General features: G+C 68.1%; 17 protein-coding genes. 6 read left to right on the top strand and 11 right to left on the bottom strand.

Features of this window, described 5'->3' with window-relative positions:
- The 3 genes from LDQ05_RS15655 to LDQ05_RS15665 all read right to left on the bottom strand — a co-directional run.
- Nucleotides 1-1,218 (bottom strand): restriction endonuclease subunit S (locus LDQ05_RS15655; protein ID WP_226437880.1); only part of this gene is annotated, 1,218 nt, incomplete at its 3' end.
- Entirely contained in the window at nucleotides 1,215-2,828 is a 1,614-nt protein-coding gene (locus tag LDQ05_RS15660) for a class I SAM-dependent DNA methyltransferase (RefSeq protein ID WP_226437881.1), read from the bottom strand. The genes LDQ05_RS15655 and LDQ05_RS15660, both read right to left, overlap by 4 nt.
- Nucleotides 2,829-2,830: 2 nt before the next feature.
- Complete coding sequence (locus LDQ05_RS15665) at nucleotides 2,831-4,900, bottom strand: hypothetical protein (RefSeq protein ID WP_226437882.1); 2,070 nt, start codon at nucleotides 4,898-4,900, stop codon at nucleotides 2,831-2,833.
- Nucleotides 4,901-5,212: 312 nt separating this feature from the next.
- Here LDQ05_RS15665 and LDQ05_RS15670 point away from each other — a divergent pair, with 312 nt between their 5' ends.
- The 3 genes from LDQ05_RS15670 to LDQ05_RS15680 are packed head-to-tail and all read left to right on the top strand — an operon-like array spanning nucleotide 5,213 to nucleotide 10,277.
- Nucleotides 5,213-5,899 carry a TetR/AcrR family transcriptional regulator gene (locus LDQ05_RS15670; RefSeq protein ID WP_226437883.1) on the top strand — a complete coding sequence of 229 codons (687 nt, stop codon included), beginning with the start codon at nucleotides 5,213-5,215 and terminating at the stop codon, nucleotides 5,897-5,899.
- Nucleotides 5,899-8,538 (top strand): ABC transporter ATP-binding protein/permease, encoded by a 2,640-nt coding sequence (locus LDQ05_RS15675; RefSeq protein ID WP_226437884.1) that lies wholly within the window; start codon nucleotides 5,899-5,901, stop codon nucleotides 8,536-8,538. The genes LDQ05_RS15670 and LDQ05_RS15675 overlap by 1 nt, the downstream gene beginning before the upstream one ends.
- Nucleotides 8,535-10,277, top strand: coding sequence for an ABC transporter ATP-binding protein (locus tag LDQ05_RS15680; RefSeq protein ID WP_226437885.1), 1,743 nt, complete (start codon nucleotides 8,535-8,537; stop codon nucleotides 10,275-10,277). Before LDQ05_RS15675 ends, LDQ05_RS15680 begins: the two co-directional genes overlap by 4 nt.
- A 17-nt stretch (nucleotides 10,278-10,294) precedes the next feature.
- Here LDQ05_RS15680 and LDQ05_RS15685 read toward each other — a convergent pair whose 3' ends face one another.
- Nucleotides 10,295-10,882, bottom strand: coding sequence for a TetR/AcrR family transcriptional regulator (locus tag LDQ05_RS15685; protein WP_226437886.1), 588 nt, complete (start codon nucleotides 10,880-10,882; stop codon nucleotides 10,295-10,297).
- Between the two features lie 92 nt (nucleotides 10,883-10,974).
- On the opposite strand from LDQ05_RS15685, the gene LDQ05_RS15690 reads away from it, so the two are divergent.
- Nucleotides 10,975-12,009 carry a beta-ketoacyl-ACP synthase III gene (locus tag LDQ05_RS15690; protein WP_226437887.1) on the top strand — a complete coding sequence of 345 codons (1,035 nt, stop codon included), beginning with the start codon at nucleotides 10,975-10,977 and terminating at the stop codon, nucleotides 12,007-12,009.
- Between the two features lie 124 nt (nucleotides 12,010-12,133).
- Here LDQ05_RS15690 and LDQ05_RS15695 read toward each other — a convergent pair whose 3' ends face one another.
- The 7 genes from LDQ05_RS15695 to LDQ05_RS15725 form a co-directional block, all read right to left on the bottom strand.
- Nucleotides 12,134-12,940, bottom strand: coding sequence for an ATP-binding cassette domain-containing protein (locus LDQ05_RS15695; RefSeq protein WP_226437888.1), 807 nt, complete (start codon nucleotides 12,938-12,940; stop codon nucleotides 12,134-12,136).
- Nucleotides 12,937-13,989 carry an ABC transporter ATP-binding protein gene (locus tag LDQ05_RS15700; RefSeq protein ID WP_226437889.1) on the bottom strand — a complete coding sequence of 351 codons (1,053 nt, stop codon included), beginning with the start codon at nucleotides 13,987-13,989 and terminating at the stop codon, nucleotides 12,937-12,939. The genes LDQ05_RS15695 and LDQ05_RS15700 overlap by 4 nt, the downstream gene beginning before the upstream one ends.
- Entirely contained in the window at nucleotides 13,976-14,866 is an 891-nt protein-coding gene (locus LDQ05_RS15705; RefSeq protein ID WP_226437890.1) for an ABC transporter permease, read from the bottom strand. Before LDQ05_RS15705 ends, LDQ05_RS15700 begins: the two co-directional genes overlap by 14 nt.
- A complete protein-coding gene (locus tag LDQ05_RS15710; protein ID WP_226437891.1) occupies nucleotides 14,863-15,804 on the bottom strand; it encodes an ABC transporter permease in 942 nt (313 codons plus the stop codon). Before LDQ05_RS15710 ends, LDQ05_RS15705 begins: the two co-directional genes overlap by 4 nt.
- Before the next feature lie 30 nt (nucleotides 15,805-15,834).
- Complete coding sequence (locus tag LDQ05_RS15715) at nucleotides 15,835-17,409, bottom strand: ABC transporter substrate-binding protein (RefSeq protein ID WP_226437892.1); 1,575 nt, start codon at nucleotides 17,407-17,409, stop codon at nucleotides 15,835-15,837.
- A gap of 482 nt (nucleotides 17,410-17,891) precedes the next feature.
- A complete protein-coding gene (locus tag LDQ05_RS15720; RefSeq protein WP_226437893.1) occupies nucleotides 17,892-18,821 on the bottom strand; it encodes an NAD-dependent epimerase/dehydratase family protein in 930 nt (309 codons plus the stop codon).
- A gap of 20 nt (nucleotides 18,822-18,841) precedes the next feature.
- Nucleotides 18,842-19,657, bottom strand: a complete 816-nt coding sequence (locus LDQ05_RS15725) for an SDR family NAD(P)-dependent oxidoreductase (protein WP_226437894.1) — start codon at nucleotides 19,655-19,657, stop codon at nucleotides 18,842-18,844.
- Nucleotides 19,658-19,777: 120 nt separating this feature from the next.
- Here LDQ05_RS15725 and LDQ05_RS15730 point away from each other — a divergent pair, with 120 nt between their 5' ends.
- A complete protein-coding gene (locus tag LDQ05_RS15730) occupies nucleotides 19,778-20,527 on the top strand; it encodes an IclR family transcriptional regulator (protein ID WP_226437895.1) in 750 nt (249 codons plus the stop codon).
- Between the two features lie 303 nt (nucleotides 20,528-20,830).
- Nucleotides 20,831-21,702 (top strand): DUF58 domain-containing protein (locus LDQ05_RS15735; RefSeq protein ID WP_226437896.1); only part of this gene is annotated, 872 nt, incomplete at its 3' end.

The following is a 21,702-nucleotide window of genomic DNA, read 5'->3' on the forward strand; positions in this document are numbered from 1 at the left end:
CTCCACCGACTTCTCGGCATCGCGCACCCTGAGTTCACCGGACATCAGGCGTGGGAGGAGGGTGTCGCGAACGGCGGCCAGAGTTCGGTTCTCGTTCCTCAACGACCCCAAGTGCTTCACCAGCGGGGAGGAGAGCCGCCCCCATTCCTCGAGCACATCCGAATCCACTTGCCGAACTGTGAATCCAGCGACGTCGGCGGCGGACAACCGCTGGCGGCCGGATGTACCGACCATATGTTGGATCGCAGTAGACCTGAATCTGGGACTCTTCGCCAGGAAATACGCAAGTTCTCTCGGAACTCCTGACCGTGCCCTCAACACGATGTACTCGGTGGAACCCAAAGCAACTTCGCCGTCGTCCAGGAAATCGACATACCCGACTTTCCCGTTCTCGAGACAGGGGGTGATCCGAGCGAGAAGAACATCACCATTCGTAAACCGGGTTCCACCCTTTCCGGGTCGTCGACCCCATTCCGATACCAGAATCTCGGATGCCGGAAGCTTCTGCATATCCAGGTAGGTCGGCTCGTCACTTATTGGCTTGGAGCACTTGGGATTCAACTCGAAGTAGTTATCGAGCGATATTTGATCTCCGTGATCGACATCAATCGAAAGCTCCGCGAAACGCGCAGATAGCAATGACTCAGCCGTTGCGGCCAGCTTGCGGTTTGCGGCGATCTTGTCGTCGAGGGCGGCGAGGACATCCGATATCGCATGCTGAACTGCTATTGGCGGCACAATAACCGGCAGATTCTCAAGAACCCTCCGACTCAGTGACAGCATGGTCGATCCCGTCGCGTGCTGCAGCAACCATTGCCGCGCAGAGGAACTCTGGATCTGGTAGGCGATGAACCGGGTGTCGAGCGTTGGCGCTAGCCTCAGACGGATTCCATCCGACCCGAGAAACCACCCGTCTTCTCTCGGCGTTACCCACGCAGACCTATCGACGGCACCCTTTCGTCCGAAGACGATATCGCCAGACCTCAGTCTATACTCGGGCAGCCGCTCTACCACCTGACGCGGCGCACGTGGCGTACTCTCACTGACGCGTAATGATCCATACCCCACTTCCCCCACCGAGATAATGGGCACGCCCTCCGTGCTGTATTCACTTGCTTTGAGAATAGTGCCGAACGGCCCCGTCTTGATCGAACCGCCAGTGGCAGCGAGCAACTCGCCAAGCGTCATCGATTTCCAATCTTCAGGATGGTTCCTCACTCCACCCTCCCCAACTGCTCACGCACAACAGCCTGGAGCCGCGCGGATTCGTCGAACTGTTCGTACAGTTCCTTCGTCAAGCGCGCGATCTTCTCCTCGATCGGTTCACCGTCGTCTTCCAGCGGCGCCGCACCGACGTACCGTCCCGGGGTCAGTGCATAGTCGGCGTCCTTGATCTCGGCGAGCGTCGCCGAGTAGCAGAAACCCGGCTCGTCCTCGTACTCGACGCCCTTCGCGGATTCCGTTCCCCGCCAGGCATGGAACGTGCCGGCGATCTTCGCGATGTCGTCGTCCGACAGGGCACGCTCGGCGCGGTCGACCATGTAACCGAGGTTGCGGGCGTCGATGAACAACACCTGCCCCCGCCGATCCACGGACCCCTTCGGTCCCACCGCCTTGTCCTTCGCGAAGAACCACACGCACACCGGGATACCCGTGCTGCGGAAGAGTTGCGTCGGCAACGCCACCATGCACGACACCAGATCCGCCTCGACCAGCCGCGCGCGGATATCGCCTTCCCCACCGGAATTCGACGACATCGAGCCGTTGGCCATGACGATGCCCGCGCTGCCGCGTTCGGCGAGCTTCGAGATGATGTGCTGAATCCACGCATAGTTCGCGTTGCCCGTCGGGGGCACACCGAACTTCCAGCGCTTGTCGTCCTCGCGGCGCGTCCAATCCTTGATGTTGAACGGCGGATTCGCCATCACGTAGTCGGCGAGCAGATCGGGGTGATTGTCGACGGCGAAGGTGTCGCCCCACCGCTCCCCCAACTGCGCGGTGATGCCGTGGATCGCGAGGTTCATCTTCGCCATGCGCCACGTGCGCTCGTTGAGTTCCTGCCCGTACACCGAGATGTCGGACGGATTACCACCGTGGTGGTCGATGAACTTCTCGGCCTGCACGAACATGCCGCCCGAACCACAGCACGGGTCGTACACGCGCCCGTTGTAGGGCTCGAGCATCTCCACGAGCACCCGGACGACACCGGCCGGCGTGTAGAACTCGCCGCCGCGCTTGCCTTCGGCGCGGGCGAACTTCTCGAGGAAGTACTCGTACACCTCACCGAGCAGGTCGCGGGCCTTTCTCGCGCCCTCACCGGTGAACCGGGTGCCGTTGAACATGTCGATCAGTTCGCCGAGGCGGCGCTGGTCGACGCTCGGGTTGTTGAAGATGATCGGCAACGTTCCGGCCAGAGTGGAGTTCTCGGCCATCAACCCGCGCATCGCCTCGTTGACGAGTTCACCGACGGTGCGGGCCTCCACGCCCTCCGCCTCCTGGATGCCCTTCGCGTTCTGCGCGAGGAACAGCCACCGCGACTGCGCCGGCACCCAGAACACACTCGACCCGAGATACTCGTCGCGGTCGTCGATGAGCGACGCGACACCCTCGTCGTCGAGTCCGTCGGCGATCAGTTCCGCCTCGAGTTGGGTGCGGCGCTCGTCGAAGGCGTCCGACACGTACTTGAGGAACACCAGCCCGAGAATGATGTCCTTGTACTGCGACGCATCCATGGAGCCGCGCAGTTTGTCGGCGGCCTTCCACAGTGTGTCCTTCAGTTCCTTCATCGTCGACGGTGCCGCGACCGCCGCCTTCTTCCTCGGTGGCATTCTCACCCTTCCTCCGGGACTGTCCCGTGTTCTGCTGCGACGGACAGCACTCCGCGAATGGTTCCGTCGATGATCGTGTCGGTCAGAAGATCCAGGTCGTCGAGCAGGCCCCGTACCGCGCGCCGGCGCGCGTCGAGTTCGGCGAGGGTCGCGGTGACGTCGTCGACGCGGCGGGGCGCGATGACGGGGATCGTCCATTCCCGCCACCGCGACGCACCACGCACCGCACCGGCCGGTTTCGTTCCGGGTGCCTGCATCCTCAGGTGCCGCGCGATGAGTTCGGGGACGAGTCCGTCGACGTTCGGGTGCCGCACCCGCAGCACCCGCGCCGGTGCGAGCACCAGGGACGCTCCCTCGGTGTCGACGAGCACCCCCGTGCGCGGTGACGTGCAGAACACGATGTCGCCGGGTTCGGTGTGGCGGGCGGAGCGGTATCGCGTGGTGTATGCGAGTGGGTCGACGGTGCGTTGCCCGAGCCGTCGGTGGCCGAGCAGTTCGTCGGGGCCGATGACGCGGATCGTGCCGTCGGCGACGAGGTCGGTGTCGTCGATGCGGTTGCCCGAGATCACCGCGAGTTTGCGGGCGTCGACGAGTTCGCCGGCCGTCGGTAGTTCGGAGATGCCGGCGCGGTGGTAGGTGACGGACAGCGACAGGTCGCCGTCGACCTCGCGGGCCCCGGCGTTGACGCGGTCGGTGAGGGTCATGACGCGGCTGGCGGCGTCGGCCCCGCGGATCGGGGCGAGGGCGCGGCGGGTGACGAGCAGCCCACGGCGGTCCTCCGCGAGCAGACGGCCGAGGTTCTCGACCCGACCGAACCGGAAGGCATGCGCCCGCACCGATTCCACGGTGTCGACGGCGGCGACGACGTCGGAGACCACACCGTCGATGGTGTCGTCGTCGAGTTCGTGGGCGGCGATGTCGGCGAGCACCATCCAGCCCTCCGCCGACACCGCACTTCCGTCGGAGGCGCCGAGCACCCACAGCGCCATCGCCGTTCCCGGTTTCGTGACGAGCAGCCCCTCGGGCAGGCGAACGGCGGCGCGCAGTCGTCCGGTGCGCACGATGCCGGAGCGGATCGACAGTGCCTCACGGTCGCGCAGCGGGTCGACGAGTACCGCGGCGGGCGCGACCACCACGACGTGGTGGTCGGCCCCCATCTGCACGGTGATGTTGTCGATGCGGGTGAGGACGTCCACGGCCGATGCGTCCGGCGCGGACGGTGACGGGAACTGGGTGAGGAACAGCGCGGGCCGGTCGACGGAGAACTCGGCGCCGAAACCGTCGACGGGTGCGGGTTGGCGCCGCCATCGGTGGATCGCGAGTCGGCGCCGGGCCAGACGCGCGGACGGGGTGTCGCCGCGGCCGGTGATCGCGAACGGTTCGACGTCCTCCGACAGTGCGCCGCGCAGCGCGACGAGGAGGTCGCTGCCGTCGTCGGACGGGTCGACGAACACGGCGCGGTCGTCGGGGGCGAGGGCCGTCGCCACACGCACGCACAGGTCGAGGGCGACGGGTGTCAACGCCGAAGCGGCGAGTTCGGGAAGGGGGATCCGGAAGCGTTGCGCCAGGACGGCTTCGAAGGCTCGTTCGGGGGTGTAGGCGGCGTCGGCCATGCGGTCGGCGTGCCGCGCGTACGTCGCGAGGTGGGCGCCGAGGGCCTCGATCTCGCGGTAGAGGTGGTCGTCGTCGGGGTCGAGTTCGTCGGCTTCGTCGAGGAGTTCGTCGGCGTCGAGGTCGGCGAGGGGCTCGTCGAGTTGGGCCTTCATGCACAGCAGCGCGGTGAGCCCGGCGAACACTACCTGCCGGTCGGGGCCGGTGGGATGATCGAGCGCAGCGTGGACGGCGACGTCCTCGGCGAGGGTGTCGTTGTTGCCGAGTCCGCGGTCGCGGATCCATTCGACGACCTCGGTTGCGGCGAACTTCTCCTGCCGGGCGTCGATGCGCACGGGTCGGGGGAACGGGCGGTCGGTGTCGCGGTACCGGGAGGTCCATACGGTGACGACGGGCCGCCGGACGCCGGCGAGTGCGGCGATGTCGCCCTTCGTCAGGAGCAGTGTCGGTTCGTCGTGCACGGGTACCGCTCCTTTCCGCGGGTGCCTGCTGGTTCGACGGGAAATCTACCGGCCCCACCCGACACGACCGCAGAGTGCACCGATATCCCCCGTTATCGAGCCGGAGATGCCCTGCTCCCACGGTCGATACGTACGCCGCCTTCGCCACAGAAGCGCGCTCGATGGTGATCCGCGCGGGAAATTTCGCGCGCGGATCACCCGTCGGCGTTGTTCTGCGACGAGCTCGGCACGCTCTTGCCGCACACGACCAACACAGCTTAGACTCCCCTAAGTTATGGGGTTTAACTTACTTGAAAGTAGGGTTGTGTGCCGGTGGTGGGACTGCGCGGGCGGGCACGCCGGATCGAGCTCGACGACATCGTGCGCGCGGGCCGCGACCTCGGCATGGCGCGACTGAGCCTGAACGCGGTCGCCGCGGAACTCGGGGTATCCGCGACGGCCCTGTACCGGCACGTCGACGGCCGATGGGGGCTCGAACGCGTCGTCGGCGAAAGCCTCCTCGCCGACCTCGAACTCCATACCGACCCGACGCACGACCTCGAACGGCACCTGCTGTCGTTCGGGCTGCAGATCCGCGACCACGTGCTCGCCCACCCCGGTCTCGGCACCTACATGCAGACCCTGTTCCCGCGCGGCGACGCGGGTCGCCGCCTCATGGTCCGATCCGTCGACGACCTGCTCCCGTTCGGATACACCCCCGACGTCGCCGTCGCACTCGCCAGCGCCGTCGCCGGGATGTCGATCAACTACGCGGTCGCCGAACAGGCCCAGCGCGACCGCGCCGACGGCCTCGACGATCAGCGGCGCGACGTCACCGACGAGCTGGGCGCCGACGCACACCTGGGCGAGGCGCACCGCGATCTCCCCGCCCTCGAGCACACCGAGTACATGAAACTCATTCTCACAGCATCAATTCGAGGTCTCATATCGGTCGCCCCGCCGGGCCGACCACTGGACGAGGTCATCGCCGACCTGGCGGCGACCGGAATGGGGGCCTGATGGCCAAACGTGGATTCTCCGGCGCCGTGCTGCGCGGGTTCGGTGCCCGCGACCACGACGCCGAAGTGACCGGCACCGAACTGCTGGCACCGAACTTCCTGCGCGTCCGCATGACGTCACCGACCCTGTTCGACGACGCCGACCCCGGCCCGAGCGCGTGGCTGCGGTTCTGGTTCCCCGACCCGGACGGCCTCGACACCGAACATCAACGCGGATACACCTTCTCCGAGGCCGACGTCGAGGCGGGCACCTTCGCCGTCGACTTCGTGCTGCACGAACCCGCGGGGCCGGCCTCCATGTGGGCGCAACACGCCGCCCCCGGCGACCGGGTGTGCGTCACCTCGTTCGGATCGAAACCGTTCGAAGTGGCCGACGAACTCCCCGCCGGCTACCTGCTGATCGGGGACTCCGCGTCGATCCCCGCGATCACCACGATCATCCATGCGCTGCCCCGCGACATCACCGTCGAGGTGTACCTCGAACAGCACGACGACGCCGACCTGCTCATCCCCTTCCCCGAACATCCGCTCATGCGCGTCCACTGGGTGCCGCGACGCGGCGCCACGTCGCTGGCCGCCGCCCTCGAAACCCGCGACTGGTCGAACTGGAACGCCTGGGTCGGAACCGAACAGGGCACCCTCAAACACGTGCGAGCCCGATTGCGCGACGACTTCGGATTCCCCAAGTCCGAGGTGCACCAGCAGGCCTACTGGTCCGCCGGACGCGCCATGGGCAAACTGCGCTCCACCGGCGACGAGGCCGCAGCCGAACCCGCCCCGTCCCCGACCGTCGCGGCCGCGGACGGCGACAGCACCGAACCGGCGATCGCGAACGACGCACCCGCACACGACGCACCCGCACACGACGCCCCCGCACCGGAACCCGCGCGCGGGTCGTGGCAGGCGCAGGCCGCGAAGCGGCTCATCGCACCCCTCAAACGCACCCTCGTGGCCGCCGGCGTCGTGCAGGCGCTCGTCACCCTGATCCAACTCGCCCCGTTCGTGCTGCTCACCGAACTGGCCCGGCGCATCCTCGACGGCGCCCCCGAATCCCGACTGTGGACCATCGGGCTGTGGGCCGTCGGATTGATGGGCGCCGGAACACTGCTCGCCGCCGCGCTGACGTTGTGGTTGCACGCCGTCGACGCACGATTCGAACGTGGCCTGCGCACACAGCTTCTCGGGAAACTCGCGAAACTACCCCTCGGCTGGTTCACGGCGCGTGATTCGGCGCAGGTCAAACGCGTCGTGCAGGACGACACGCTGTCGCTGCACTACCTGGTGACCCACGCGGTGACCGATGCCGTCGCCGCGGTCGTCGCGCCGGTCGCGGTACTGGTCTACCTGTTCGCCGTGGACTGGCGGCTCGCCCTCGTCCTGCTCGTGCCGATCCTCGTGTACCTCGTGACGATGATGGTGATGCTCAGCCAATCCGGCGCGAAGACCGCGCAGGCCATGCGCTGGGCCGAACGCATGAACTCCGAGGCCGGCGCGTACCTCGACGGCCAACCCGTCGTCCGGGTGTTCGGTGGTGCAGCCGCATCCACCTTCCGGGCACGCCTGCACGAGTACATCGCCTTCCTCGACGGCTGGCAGCGGCCGTTCAGCGGCAAGAAATCCATGATGGACCTCGCCACCCGCCCCGCCACCTTCCTGCTGCTGATCATGGTGGTGGGCACCGCCCTCATCACCGGCGGAAGCATGGAACCGACCACACTGCTGCCGTTCCTGTTCCTCGGCACCACCTTCGGGGCCCGGCTCCTCGGCATCGGATACGGACTGTCCGGGTTGCGCGACGGCATGCTCGCCGCCCGCCGCATCGGTGTGGTGCTCGACGAACCCGAACTCGACACCCGCGCCGCCACCGCAGCCGCGCCCGCGTCCGGTGCCGGCCGGGTCCGATTCGAACACGTGCGCTTCTCGTATCGGCCCGGCGTCCCCGTGATCGACGACGTGTCCCTCACTCTCGCCCCCGGCACCGTGACCGCGCTCGTCGGACCGTCCGGTTCCGGCAAATCCACCCTCGCGGCGCTGCTCGCCCGATTCCACGACGTCGACGACGGCGCGATCCGCATCGACGACCGCGACCTCCGCGAGATGACGGCCGACGAACTGTACCGGAGCGTCGGATTCGTCTTCCAGGACACGCAACTCGTGCAGGGCACGGTGCGGGAGAACATCGCGCTCGCCGTGCCCGACGCCACCGACGAACAGGTCGAGGCCGCCGCGCGCGCCGCCGCCATCCACGACAGGATCCTCGCGCTGCCGCACGGCTACGACACCGTCCTCGACGCGAACCCCGCACTGTCCGGGGGTGAACGGCAACGTGTCACGATCGCCCGCGCGATCCTCGCCGACACCCCGATCCTCGTCCTCGACGAAGCCACCGCGTTCGCCGACCCCGAATCCGAGTACCACGTGCAACAGGCACTGAGTCGCCTCACCGCCGACCGCACCGTCCTCGTGATCGCGCACCGGTTGCACACCGTCGTCGACGTCGATCGCATCGTCGTCCTCGACCACGGCCGCATCGCCGAATCCGGCACCCACGACGAGCTGCTCACCGCCGGTGGCCGCTACCGGAAGATGTGGGACGCCGGCGCGTTCGCCACCACCGCAGATCAGGAGCCGGCCCGATGATCCGAACCGTCCTCGCGCTGCTGCCCCCGGGAAGTCGGCGCACCGTCGTCACCCACCTGTGCCTGACCGTCGTCGGCGTCGTGCTCCGCGCGGTCGGCGTCGTCCTGCTCATCCCGCTGGTCGGGGCACTGTTCGGATCGGTACCGTCGGAGGCGTGGCCGTGGCTCGGTGCGCTGGTGGTCGTCACCGTCGCCGGGTGGGTCGTCGACACCGTCGTGTCGCGGCTCGGATTCGGCCTCGGATTCGGGTTGCTGTCGCACGCACAGGACGACGTGGCGCAACGCACCGCACGGATCCGGTTGGCCTGGTTCACCGGTGAGAACACCGCCACCACCCGTCAGGCGATCGCCGCGACCGGCCCCGATCTCGTAGGCCTCATCGTGAACCTGGTGACCCCGATCATCGGGGCGGTGCTGCTGCCCATCGCGATCGCGTTCGCCCTGTTCCCCGTGCACTGGCTGCTCGGTGTCGCCGCCCTCGCCGGCGTGCCGCTCCTGCTCGGCACCTTCCTCGGGGCCGCGCGGCTCGGTCGCAACGCCGATCATGTCGCGGCCGAATCGAACTCCGCGCTCACCGAACGACTCGTCGAATTTGCCCGCACCCAGTCGGCGTTGCGTGCCGCGCGGCGTGTGGAACCGGCCCGCAGCCACGTCGGTGATGCGCTGGAGAAGCAGCATTCGGCGACGATGCGGCTGCTGCTGATGCAGGTGCCCGGTCAGGTGCTGTTCGGTCTCGCCACCCAGGTCGCGCTGGTGCTCCTCGCCGGGGCCGTGACCGCCTTGACCGTGCGCGGAGATCTCGGTGCCGCCGAGGCGATCGCCGCGATCGTCGTGGTCGTGCGTTACCTCGACCCGTTCGTCACACTCGGCGACCTCACCGCCGGTGTGGAGACGTCGCTCATCACACTGCGCCGCATCGGCGCGGTGCTCGGCGCCCCCACCGTCCCGAACGACGGCACCTGCACGATCACCGGTCGGGCACCCCGGATCGAACTGCGGGACGTCCGGTTCCGGTACGGCGACGACACCCCGGTCCTCGACGGCGTGGACCTGACGTTCGAGCCCGGCACCACCACCGCGATAGTCGGCCCGTCCGGATCGGGCAAGAGCACGGTGCTCGCGGTGCTGGCGGGGCTGCACGCACCGCAGAGCGGGCAGGTGCTCGTCGACGGGGTGGACGCCGCCGAACTCGACCCGCTCTCGCGGCAGGCGCTGGTCGCGGTGGTGTTCCAGCATCCGTACCTGTTCGACGGCACGATCCGCGAGAACATCCTCGTCGGCCACCCGGACGCCGACGACGACGCGTTCGCGGCGGCGGCGTCGCCGGCGCAGGTCGACGAGGTCGTCGCCCACGCACCCGACGGGTGGGACACCCGGGTGGGCGAGGCCGGTGGCGCGCTCTCCGGTGGGGAGCGTCAGCGCGTGTCGATCGCGCGGGCGTTGGTGAAGCCGGCGCCGCTGCTGCTCGTCGACGAGGCCACCAGCGCCCTGGACACCGAGAACGAAACCGCGGTGGTGCAGGCGCTCACCGCCGATCCGACGCCGCGCACCCGGGTGATCGTCGCGCATCGGCTCGCGAGCATTCGCGCCGCCGATCGGGTGGTGTTCCTCGAGGGCGGCCGGATCGTCGAGGACGGCACCGTCGACGCGCTGCTCGCCGCCGGGGGCCGGTTCGCGGAGTTCTGGCGGGAACGTGACGCCGCATCGGGGTGGCGGTTGGAAACCTCACGCCGGGGGTGAGGCGCGGTGCGGGACGGTCACCTCGCCGCGGTGAGGTGACGTTCCAGCACCGGGGTGAGGACGTCCCGGGCGTCGGTGAACGGTGCGGTGCTCTGCAACGCCCTGCTCTGCACGATGGCCCCCTCGATCACCGACAGCAGCAGGCCCGCCGTCGCGCGGGCGTCGGCCCGGGCGAACCCGGCGGCGGCGAGACCGTCGGCGAGGACCGTGGCCCACGCGGCGAACGCCTGCCCGGACGCGGCCCGCACCGGCGGGTTCTCCTCGTCGAGCGCGGCAGCCATCATGAACGATCCGAGCCGGTGGTCGCCGGACTCGAGGGGTTCGCGCCAGAACGCGAACAGGTCGTCGAGCCACTGCGCGGCGGACGGGGCCGTGGGGAGACGCTCGACGGTCGCGGTGAGGTGGGAGGAGACCAGTCTCGTCACGATGCGGGTGGCCGTCTCGACGAGTTCACCCTTGCCGCCGGGGAAATGGTGATACAGCGAGTTACGCGAGGTGTTGCTGCGTTTGAGCAGTTCAGCGAGGCCGGCGGCGTGGACACCGACCTCCTGGACCATCGAGATGGTGTTCGCGAGCAGCCGGGCGCGTGGCCTGGGCGTGGTCAATCCGAGCCCCTTCCGAGCTTGTGTGAACCGATCGGTTCATGTTAGCTGGTACGCACGACGTGAACCGATCGGTTCACACGGAGAGGATCACCATGCCCGCCATCGCCACCGCAGCCACCACCTCCCACGCCGCCATCCTCGGAATCGGCGCGTACCGGCCGCGCCGCGTCGTACCCAACGCGGAGATCGTCGACCTCATCGACTCGTCCGACGAATGGATCCGCACCCGCTCCGGCATCACCTCCCGGCGCTGGGCGCAGGACGACGAAACGATCGTCTCGATGAGCGTGGCCGCCGCCCGCGACGCACTGGCCGCCGCGGGCATCGACGCCGAACGCATCGACGCGGTCGTCCTGGCGACGTCGTCGCAGATGGTGCTCGGACCGTCGGCCGGAGCGGTCGTGGCATCGGAACTCGGCATGCACGACACCGCGGCGTTCGACGTCTCCGCCGGATGCGCCGGCTTCTGCTACGCCCTCGGCAACGCCGCCGGACTCGTCCGCTCCGGCCAGGCCCGCCACGTGCTGGTCATCGGCGTCGAGCGACTGTCGGACCTGCTCGACCCCACCGACCGCACCTGCGCATTCATCTTCGCCGACGGCGCCGGAGCCGTCGTCGTGGGCCCGTCCGACACCGAAGGCATCGGGCCGGTCGCGTGGGGATCGGACGGCACCCAGACCGCAGCCATCAAACAGGACAAGGACTTCAAGACGTTCTTCGCGGAGGTCGCCGAAGCCGCGGGCAGCGGCACCGCACCCGAACGCCCCTACATCCGCATGAACGGCGCCGCCGTGTTCCGCTGGGCCGTCACCTTCCTCGAGAAGGCGTGTCGCGGGGCGTTGGACAAGGCCGGCGTCACAGTCGACGACCTCGACGCCTTCGTCCCCCACCAGGCCAACAGCCGCATCACCGACGCCCTCGTACGCGCCCTGTCGCTGCCCGACTCCGTCGCGGTCGCCCGCGACATCGCCGAAACCGGAAACACCAGCGCCGCCTCCATTCCCATGGCGATGGAACAGATCCTCCGGTCCGGTGCGGCGAAGCCGGGCGACACCGCCCTCCTCGTCGGATTCGGTGCGGGCCTCGCCTACGCCGGTCAGGTCGTCACCCTGCCGCCGCTTCCCTGACACCCCGCCCACCCTCGGCCGGCCGCCGAATTCAGTTCCGCCTCCGGCGGACTGAGCGAATGTATCGTTTGCTCGATTGAATCGAGCAAACGATACATTCGCTCACCGGCGCGGGAGACTTCGTTCACACCACCCGCGCCGTGCGGGGGACGGGCACCGGGATCGCGTCGAGCAGTCGGCGCGTGTACTCCTGCGCGGGATCACGGTAGATCTGCTCCACGGTGCCCGATTCGACGACCTCACCCGACCGCATCACCAGAACACGATCGGCGATGACCTCGATCAGTGCGAGATCGTGGCACACGAAAAGGTAGGCCAGGCCCAGTTCCTCCTGCAGATCACGCAGCAGGTTGAGCACCTGGGCGCGAACCGACACATCCAGCGCAGCAACGGGTTCGTCGCACACGATCAGTTTGGGCTCGAGAGTGAGAGCCCGGGCGATCGCGACGCGCTGCAACTGCCCGCCCGACAGTTCCGCGGGATACCTGCCCAGGTACCGCGACCCGATGCCGACCTTGTCGAGGAGTTCCCGGGCTCGCCGACGTCGGGTATCGCGATCGATATCGGTGTGCACGACGAGCGGTTCGATCACCGCATCGTGCACGGTCATCCGCGGGTCCAACGAGCTGTGCGGATCCTGGAAGATCATCTGCATGCCACGTCGCAACCCCCGCATTCGCCCCGATGACGCGGCGAGAACGTCCTCACTCTCGAATTCGACACTGCCCGAATCAGGTTCGATCAAACGAAGCACCATCCGCCCGACAGTCGACTTGCCCGCACCCGATTCGCCGACCACGGCGAGGCATTCACCCGGGTCGAGAGTGAACGAGACATCCTTGACGGCGTGGGTCCAACCCGTGCGTCGCCCCAGCAGGTCACGGCCGGTCGCAAAGGATTTCGTGAGATTCCGGACATCGAGCAGGCTCATGCGGTCACTCCTCGCAGGTCGAGGTCCGCGACACGCAGACAGCGGGCCGCGCGACCGGTGGTGGTCGGCTCCAACGGCGGATGGGTGCCGTCGCACAGGCCCGCCACGGCGTGACCGCAGCGGTCGTGGAAGTGGCAACCCGCCGGCCACTCCCCCGCCGCCGGAATACGGCCGGGGATCGCGGTGAGCCGGCGACCGCCCGTGGCGCCGGGTCGCGGGATGGACTCGAGCAGCCCCGACGTGTACGGGTGGTGCGGGGCGAAGAACACGTCGTTCACCGGCCCGTCCTCGATGACCTCCCCGGCGTACATGACGACGACCCGCTCGCACAGTTCCGCGACAACCCCGAGGTCGTGCGTCACGAACAACAACGCGACACCGGTTTGTTCCTGCAGGTCACGCAACAGTTGCAGGATGGTCGCCTGCACCGTCACATCCAATGCGGTGGTGGGCTCATCCGCGATGAGCAGTCGCGGATTGCACGCCATCACCATCGCGATCATCACCCGCTGGCACATGCCGCCGCTGAACGCGTGCGGATACTCCTTCACCCGGTCCGCAGCCCGCGGGATCTGCACCATGTCGAGCATCTCCACGGCCCGGGCCATCGCGGCCCTACGGTCGAGACCGAGGTGCCGGCGGACGGATTCGGCGATCTGATCACCCACCGTGTACGCGGGGTTGAGGCTGCGGATGGGCTGCTGGAAGATCATGCCCATCCCGGTGCCGCGTAACGCCCGCCAGTCGGACGGCGGCGCCGACACGAGATCGCGACCGTCGAATTCGACGCTGCCCCGCGAGATGCGACCGCCCGTGTCGCCGGTCAGTCCCATCACCGCGAGCGACGACACGGTCTTGCCGGATCCGGATTCGCCGACCAGCGCGACGGATTCGCCGGCGGCGACGTCGAACGACACGTTCTGGACGGCCGTCACCCAGTTCTTGCGACCGGAGCGGAACTCGACGGTCAGGTCGCGTACCCGCATCAGCGGTGTCGCTGCCTCGTCGGGCGTCTTGTCGAGGCGGATCAAGGTGTCAGTTGCCGGCATTGCGACTCCTCGTCAGGGCGCGGCGCACACCGTCGCCGAGGTAGGTGAAGGCGAGGACGGTCAGGAAGATCATCACCCCTGGCGGCCACACCAGATACGGGGCGAGTGCCATGTTCGATGCCGCGGTGCTGAGCATCGCCCCCCAACTCGCGGCGGGCGGCGCCGCACCCAACCCGAGGAAACTCAGGCTTGCCTCCGCGGCGACGGCGGTACCGAGCGACACCGAGATCACCAACACGATCGGGGGCATCACGTTCGGCAGAATGTGCCGTCCGATGGTCCGGAACGTGCTGCATCCCAGTGCAACCGACGCTTCGATGTAGGTGTCGCCGCGCACGTCCATCGTCGACGCCCGCGCCACCCGATAGAAGCGGGGTGCCATGACCAGCCCCACGGCGAGCATCGCGTTGGTGATGCCAGATCCGAGAACCGCGACGATGGTGATCGCGAGGACCAGCGACGGAGCGCTCATCAATGCGTCCATCAGGCGGGTGAGCGCGGTGTCGACCCAGCCGCCGCGGTATCCGGCGATCACACCCAACGGCAGTCCCAGGACCAGCGCCAAGGTAACCGCCTGCAATGATGCCTGCAGTGAGATCCTCGTTCCGAAGATCAGACGGCTCAACACGTCCCGACCGTAGTCGTCGGTTCCGAGCAGATGCGCGGCCGACGGCGGTTGCAGCCGGTTGACGACCTCCTGGGCATACGGATCGTACGGCGCGAGGACAGGCGCGAAGATCGCGGTGACGACGAGCAGCAGGACGAAGGCTCCCGCAACCACGGTCGCGGGCCGTTTCCTGGCGAACACGACGGCACGGTGCGCGACACCCGGTGTCGCATCGGACGGTTTCACGGTGTTCGCGAGTGTCGTGGTCATGCGCGCACCTTCGGGTTGAAGTATCCGTACGAGATGTCGACGAGCAGGTTGACGAGCACCACCACGCACGTCGTGAACAACACGAAACCGAGCAGGACGGGTACGTCGTGGTTCTGCACGCTGTTGACCGCCAGACTGCCCATTCCGGGCATGCTGTAGATGATCTCGATGGTGACCGCACCGCCGAGCACCTCCGCGACACGGAATCCGAGGACCGTCACCACCGGGATGCACGCGTTCTTCAGTGCGTGCTTGAGGACGACGCTCGCCGTCGACAACCCGCGTGCCTTCGCGTTGAGAACGTAGTCGCCGGCCATCACCTGGCCGAGCGCGGAGCGCAACTGCACCGTCACCTCCGCCGCCGGCAGCAGCGCCAACGCGACACCCGGTAGCACCAGATGCTGGAACCACGGCACCACACCGTCGGACAGCGGCGCATACCCGAACGCCGGGAAGATCTGGTTCGACACCGCGAACAGCGACACGAGGACCAGACCGAACCAGAACGCGGGGATCGCGATCGCGACGGACGCGACGACATTGATGACACGGTCGAGGACGCCACCGGGTCGCAGCGAGGCGAGGACCCCGAGCACCACGCCGATGATCACGGCGAGGACCATCGCGAACACCACCAGCGACAGCGTCGTCGCCATCCGACGCAGCAGTAGATCGCTCACGGTCTGGTCGGACAGCAGCGACACCCCGAGGTCGCCGCGTGCCACACCACCCAGCCAATCCAGGTAGCGGACGAACACGTTCTGGTCGAGCATCAGCGTCGCGCGGAGTTCGTCGAGCCGCTCCGGCGTGGGGTTCTCCCCCGCGAGGATCACCGCTGGGTCACCCGGGGCGAGATCGATCAACAGGAATATCAGCAGTGGAACGATCAGCAACAGCGGGATCGCGGCGAGCAGTCGTCGTCCGGCGTACAGGAGCATCGTCTGCCTCCCTTCGAGTCGACGGGTCGGTCAGCCGACGATTCCGACATGGCGCACGTCGAAGATGCCCAGATCCACCCACGGCATGTCGTCGAGTCCGGCGACGGTGCCGTCGGAGACGGACGCGTTGGTCTGGTTGCAGATCGGTACGAACATCGCTTCCTGCAGCGTCAGGTCCCAGATCTGCTGGTACAGCGGGGCACGCTCGTCCTGGCTCAGGGACGGATCGGCCGCCTGCTCGGCCAGTTCGGCGATCTGCGGATTGTCGTTGGCGAAGTCGTATGCTCCGGTGACGAACTGGTCGACGGTCTCGGCCGGATCCACCTTCGGGCTGAGGCTGTTCGACACCATCGACTGGAAGTCTCCGGCGATGTAGCGGGGTTCGTTCTGGGTGTTCGGGACCGGATTCAGTTCGGCGGTGATTCCGGCGGCCGTGAGCTGCGCCTGGATGACGTTCGCGGACTTCTCGGTGTTGGTGCCGGCGGCGAACGTCAATGTGATCGTCGGGCCACCGGCGGCGTCTGCGAGACCGCGGGCCTTCTCTTCGTCGTAGGCGTACGGGTATACGTACGACTCGTCGACCGACCAGCTTCCGTCCGGATACACCTGTCGGTGCGGGGTGCACGTGCCCGAGAACAGGGCGTTGATCGCGTCCGGGTCGATGGCGGTCGCCACGGCCTGCCGTGCCTCGGGGTTCGCGAGGTCGCCTTCGGCCCGCATGAACAGGCCGAGCACGTTCCGGAACTTGACCTCGTCGACGTCGAGCGTGCCGTCGGCGCCGAGCGACTGTGCTTCGACGACCTCGTTGGCGGAGCTGACCCACGTCAGGTCGGTGGCGCCCGTCTTGACGCCGTTGAGGCGGGTGCTGGCGTCGGGGATCGCCTGGAATTCGATCGAGGCGACCTTACCCGCCTCCGGATCCCAGTTCGTGCCGTCGGTGCGGGTGAGCGTGAGGGATTCCTCCGGAACGTAGGAGGCGACGACGAAGGCACCCGACCCGGCGTCACCGGGATCGTTGCGCAGATCCGCTCCGGATTCGATCGCCTTGGGGCTGACCATCATCCCGACGTTCGTGGTGAACACGCTCGGAAGCTCCACACCGGTTCCCGGTGCCAGCATCAGGCGGACCGTGTGTGGGTCGACGATCTCGACCGCGGTGATGTCCTCGAGGGCCGCCACGACCGTGCTGCCCTCCATCGTCTTTCCACGCTCGATGTTCGCGGCGACGGCCGCGGCGTCGAAGGGGGTTCCGTCGTGGAAGGTGACGTCGCTGCGGAGCTTCAGCTCGAGATACGTGCCGTCCGGCGCGAACGCCCACGATTCGGCCAGCGCGGGTTGCAGCATTCCGTCACCGTCGACGACGGTGAGCCGGTCGAAGACGGGCGTCATGTAACCCCAGCCGCCGTAGCTGGTCTGCAGGTAGGGATCGAGATTGCGGGTGGGTGCGCTGGCCGTCACCCGCAGGACCGCGGCGCGATCGAGCTCACCGGTCGGGCCGCCCGCCGTCGTCGAGGAGGTTCCACCGCCGCCACAGGCCGCCAGAACAGCGGAAACCGAAGCTGCGACAGCGATCGTCCGCATACCGCGGACCCATGTGTGTTTCATCCTGTGTCCTCCCGGATATCCACGACGGCCGACGGCACGCGAGGTTGCGTATCCCACTTGGGAAGTCGGCCGATCACACAACCGACCCGACGGCCGGCCGGCCACGCTGCCGAACCGGATCGTCGTCGCGGTGTGCTCGAAAGTGAAGTGGCGGGAAGAGTTCCACGATCCCGCTCACTGTGACGACCATAACAGCACAAACCACCCGATGCGCAAGCGGGCGAACGAATTCGACGACGGAACGTCACGATTGACGGGTGGCGAGGGAACGCCGACCGGGCGCACGCCCCGTCGGGTGTGCGCCTGGCCGGAATCTTCAGTTGTCGAACCACTTTTCGCGAATCTCCCGATCCACGGGTGAGCGAATGTATCGTTCGCTGCGATCAATAGAGCAAGGGGTACATTCGCTCGGGACCACCGGACGTGGGCACACCCGCTCGGGACCACCGGACGTGGGCACACCCGCTCGGGACCACGGAACGCTAGCCGCCGCGGATCTCCGGGTGTGCTGCTGCAACGGCGTCCACCATCGCCGCGACGGCGCGGGCACAGTCCCCGCGGTCGTAACCGAGGACGGCGGTCTCGGCCGAATCCGGTTCATAGGACAGGGTGTTCCCGCGGCCCTGCACGATCGCGGCATCCGGCAGGAGCGGATGGGGTTCGTCCTTCACCGTGATCTCGCGGCCACCACCGGCAGCGTCGACCATCATCTGGAAGAACGCGCGGTATTCGAGGTTCTCGTCACCGACCAGGTAGGCCCTGCCGGATTCCCCGTGGTGGACGGCACCGCGGATCGCCTGCGCAAGCGACCGCGCCGACATGTAGTTGGTTCCGCCGGGTGGGGCGAAATCGGGTATCTGCGGCTGGTTTCCGGCTGCCCACGACACCATCGTTCGGTAGCGGCGGGCGGAGACGCCGGGGACGACACCGAGAATCGACGGCGGGTTGAGGGTGCACACCGAGAACTCGTCGTCGGCGAGCGCGCGGGCACCCTCGTCGGCGGCCTTGCGAGCGGCGACGTACGGGTCGGTCTCGGCGATGTCCGGGCGCACCTGGTGGTAATAGCTGCCCACCTGCACGAAACGGCCCACACCGGATTCCTTGACGCGCTGCGCGAAACGCGGAACCCCGACGGTCTGCGTGGTCTCCCAGAACACGCGGGCATCGTCGTCGGTACCCATGTGGCGCGGATCCTGTCCGGCAGCGAAGACGACGGCGTCGAAGCCGGCCAGTTCGTCGCGGGTGAACGACGGCACCGTGTAGTCACCGACGACGAACGGGAAGTCGGCGACCGGGCAGTCGTCGGCGACCGGCCCGCGACCGGCAAGGGTGACGTCGTCACCGTGATCGCGCAGGGTCAGGGCGGCGTGCGTGCCGATCATCCCTGTTCCACCGATGAGCAGGATCTTCATGGGGAGCCTTTCCGTGTGCGTCAGGGATTGCGGGGGCGATTGGTCCACCCGCCGTCGCGGCGCGGCACCCACCCGCCCGACGAATGCGTGCCGCCGTCGACGTGCACGGTGCCGCCCGTGACGAAACGTGAGAGGTCGGACGCGAGGAACAGCACTGCGCCGGCGACGTCCTCGGGTCGTCCGGGACCACCGAGCGGCGACCACGACGGCCACAACGCGCGATCCTGTTCGGCGACCAACTTCCCGTAGGGCACCTGGACGGTCTCGACGAGATCGGGGGCCACGGCATTGACCCGGATCCCGGCGGGGCCCACTTCCGCGGCGAGCGACCGCGTGAACTGGGTGAGCGCCGCCTTGTACGCGGAGTACACGGTGTGGCCGGGGATCGCGCGGTGCGCTTCGACGGTGGTGATGTTGACGATGGATCCGCGTCCACGCTCGGTCATGCCGGGCAGGACCGCGTGGGTGAGCCGCATGGCGTGCGCGAAGTTGACGTCGTGCAGGTCGTCCCACACGGCGGGGTCGTCGGCATCGAAGGTCCGCGGCGGTCGGATGAAGTGTCCGACGTTGTTGACGAGCACGTCGGGGCGGTGATCGACGACGGCTGCGGGGCACGGTGTGTCGCGCACGTCCCACACGATCGAGTCGATCGCGCCACCCGCCGCGGGATCGACGTCGAGATCCCCCGGCGGATCCACATCGGCGACGAGCACGGCGGCGCCGTGCGCGGCGAACGAGCGTGCGACGGCGGCTCCGATGCCGGCGGCACCTCCCGTGACCACGGCGCGGCGGCCCGCGAGCAGCGCTCCCGGGTTCATGCACAGAGGATCAGGCATGACTCGGATTACAGCGGAGCCCCGGCGCACCGCGGAACGGTCGATTCCGGTAGGTGGAAGAACCCGTACACGAGCACACCCGGCGTGTTACCCATGTCCGCGGGGAAGGAAGGGAGAGCGATGGAAGGGCCGACCGGAACTCTGCAGCGTGCCGCGGTGATCCTCGACGCGTTCACGGGGACCGACCACATGAATCTGTCGCAGGTCGTGGCCGCGACCGGGCTTCCGCGCACGTCCGTGCACCGGGTGCTGGAGCAACTCGTGGCGCTGCGCTGGGTGCATCGCGACGGCATGGATTATCGCCTGGGCGCGCGCATGATCGAACTCGGTGCCGCCGCGGCGCGACAGAACGTGCTGCGTCGCGCGGCGCTACCCACCCTGCAGCGGCTGCACCGCCTCAGCGGGTGCGTCGTCCACCTCGGGATCCGGGACGGCGCCGACGCCGTCTATCTGGACAAGGTCGGCGGGGAGAGCGCACCGCACGTGCGCTCACGGATCGGTGACCGTCTCCCGCTGTCGACGTCGACGATCGGGAAGGCGTTGTTGTCGGTCGAGAGCGTGTCGCCGAGCGATTCGCCGGATGTGGTGCGGGCGCGGGAACTGCGGATGGTCGCCGACATGGAGCGGTGCATGAAGGGATTCGGCTGTGTGGCCGTGCCCATCGGGAGGATCGGGGAGTCGGAGGCGGCCGCGCTGTCGGTGTTCGGCCCGACAGCTCGGGTCGGCGACCGCCGGTTGTTGTCGGCGGCGCAGGCCGCCGCGGCAGAGATCCTGAGGCACCTCGACCCGGCGCGTCGCGGTGCCGCGACGGGGACCGTCGGAAACCACGACGGCACCGCGGGTCGGCCGCGCGGGGCCGCGTTCGTGTGACGGGGCCCGGGTGTCGCCGCGGCGCACCACCGGCCCTGGAACGGCGTCGGCGCCATCTTCGGGCGCATCGGGCAGTCGCTGCGCATCGTCACGCCCCTGGGCTGGGGAATCCTTCTCGCCGGTGCGGTCGCCCTGGCTCTCGCTGCCACCTTCGATTGGGCTGAGCTCTACGCCGTTGCGATCATTGCGGTGCTGGTCATCGCCTTCGCGATTCCGTTCGTGCTCGGACGCACACAGTACGCCGTCGCCGTCGAGCTCGCCTCGGCCCGCGTGACCGTCGGCGAACCCGCCGTCGGCCGCGTCGTGGTCCGCAACACCGCGAATCGCTCAGCGCCTGGCGCGCGCATCGAACTCCCCGTTGGCTCGGCGCGCGCAGAGTTCCGCGTGCCGCGGCTGGGCGCCGGAGAAGAGCACGACGAACTGTTCACCATCCCCACCCAGCGCCGAGCCGTGCTGATCCTCGGCCCCGTGACCTCGATCCGCACAGATCCGCTCGGCGTGCTGCGCCGAGAAGTGCGATGGACCGAGCCGTCCGAGCTCTACGTGCACCCGCGAGTCGTGCGGCTCGCCAGCGAGACAACCGGGCTGATGCGTGATCTCGAAGGACTCCCGACCCGGGACCTCGCCGACGACGACGTATCGTTCCACGCCCTGCGGGAGTACTCGCCCGGCGATGACCTGCGCCATGTGCACTGGAAGTCCACCGCACGGACCCAGAACCTCATGATTCGTCAATTTGAGCAAACCCGGCGCTCGCACCTCGTGATCGCACTGTCGACGAACACTGACGATTACGCCGACGAAGACGAGTTCGAACTCGCTGTTTCGATCGCCGGATCGATCGCACTCACCGCCCTACGCGACGGCAAGGCCGTGAGCGTCCTCGTGCCGGGTGAGACGATCGCAGCCGCGACCGCCACCCGCCTGCTGGACGGGCTGTCGGGCATCGAACTCGCGCCCTCGAAGACCGGAATCGGGGGGCTCGGCCGGGAGGTCAACGTCGCAACGCCCGGAGCATCCGTCGTCATCTTCGTCACCGGTGCGCTGACCGCAGCCGCCGACATTCGCGCTGCGGCGCTGCGGATTCCGGTCACGGCCGTCGCGCTGTGCGTGCGCGCCACGGCCGGCGAAAGACTCAGTCGCCGCGCCATCGGCGACATCGTCATGGTGAGCGT

The organism is Rhodococcus yananensis (assembly GCF_020515525.1).
Classification (GTDB): Bacteria; Actinomycetota; Actinomycetes; order Mycobacteriales; family Mycobacteriaceae; genus Rhodococcus; species Rhodococcus yananensis.

What these genes read in the sequence shown, in the direction of transcription:
- LDQ05_RS15675 (WP_226437884.1), top strand. Translation starts at nt 5,899, where the DNA reads ATGGCCAAACGTGGATTCTCCGGCGCCGTGCTGCGCGGGTTCGGTGCC.
- LDQ05_RS15680 (WP_226437885.1), top strand. Translation starts at nt 8,535, where the DNA reads ATGATCCGAACCGTCCTCGCGCTGCTGCCCCCGGGAAGTCGGCGCACC.
- LDQ05_RS15720 (WP_226437893.1), bottom strand. Translation starts at nt 18,821, where the DNA reads ATGAAGATCCTGCTCATCGGTGGAACAGGGATGATCGGCACGCACGCC.
- LDQ05_RS15730 (WP_226437895.1), top strand. Translation starts at nt 19,778, where the DNA reads ATGGAAGGGCCGACCGGAACTCTGCAGCGTGCCGCGGTGATCCTCGAC.
- LDQ05_RS15690 (WP_226437887.1), top strand. Translation starts at nt 10,975, where the DNA reads ATGCCCGCCATCGCCACCGCAGCCACCACCTCCCACGCCGCCATCCTC.
- LDQ05_RS15700 (WP_226437889.1), bottom strand. Translation starts at nt 13,989, where the DNA reads ATGCCGGCAACTGACACCTTGATCCGCCTCGACAAGACGCCCGACGAG.
- LDQ05_RS15725 (WP_226437894.1), bottom strand. Translation starts at nt 19,657, where the DNA reads ATGCCTGATCCTCTGTGCATGAACCCGGGAGCGCTGCTCGCGGGCCGC.
- LDQ05_RS15705 (WP_226437890.1), bottom strand. Translation starts at nt 14,866, where the DNA reads ATGACCACGACACTCGCGAACACCGTGAAACCGTCCGATGCGACACCG.
- LDQ05_RS15710 (WP_226437891.1), bottom strand. Translation starts at nt 15,804, where the DNA reads ATGCTCCTGTACGCCGGACGACGACTGCTCGCCGCGATCCCGCTGTTG.
- LDQ05_RS15695 (WP_226437888.1), bottom strand. Translation starts at nt 12,940, where the DNA reads ATGAGCCTGCTCGATGTCCGGAATCTCACGAAATCCTTTGCGACCGGC.
- LDQ05_RS15660 (WP_226437881.1), bottom strand. Translation starts at nt 2,828, where the DNA reads ATGCCACCGAGGAAGAAGGCGGCGGTCGCGGCACCGTCGACGATGAAG.
- LDQ05_RS15715 (WP_226437892.1), bottom strand. Translation starts at nt 17,409, where the DNA reads ATGAAACACACATGGGTCCGCGGTATGCGGACGATCGCTGTCGCAGCT.